At 50.7% G+C, this 343-nt stretch carries 1 protein-coding gene; it reads right to left on the bottom strand.

Going from position 1 to position 343, the window contains the following annotated elements; translation table 11 throughout:
• Positions 1–343 (bottom strand): two-partner secretion domain-containing protein (locus SLS51_RS23470; RefSeq protein ID WP_323840873.1); only part of this gene is annotated, 343 nt, incomplete at both ends.

Here is a 343-nt window from a genome sequence, read left to right as displayed (position 1 = left end):
CTCCAATTGGCCTTGCAGGTTAGATTGTCCGCTGCCGGTCACTTCATTAATAATCAGTTCCGCCGCTTTTCCATGCAGATTAGGATTAGCGTTAAGTTGCCCCGCCAGTTGTGATTGAGCCGCTTGCGTGGCGTTATTGAGTACAGCGCCTTGAGTATCGACATTGAACGCTTTATAGGTGTTGTGGGATATCCCCGCGTCATTCGGCGTGGCAATATTGACAACCGGAACGTTGCCCTGATTTTGTACCTGCGTATGGTTATTATCCGGTGTGATCCCCGCGGCAATCGCCGGGTGAAGCGGCTGAATGGCGGTCAGGTAAATTAATAGATAACTCGTGCCT

Origin of the sequence: Photorhabdus africana (assembly GCF_035181445.1) — a bacterium.
In the GTDB taxonomy this organism is placed as follows: Bacteria; Pseudomonadota; Gammaproteobacteria; order Enterobacterales; family Enterobacteriaceae; genus Photorhabdus; species Photorhabdus laumondii.
Note: the sequence above shows the minus strand (reverse complement) of the source record. Positions and strands in the feature narration are given on the sequence as shown.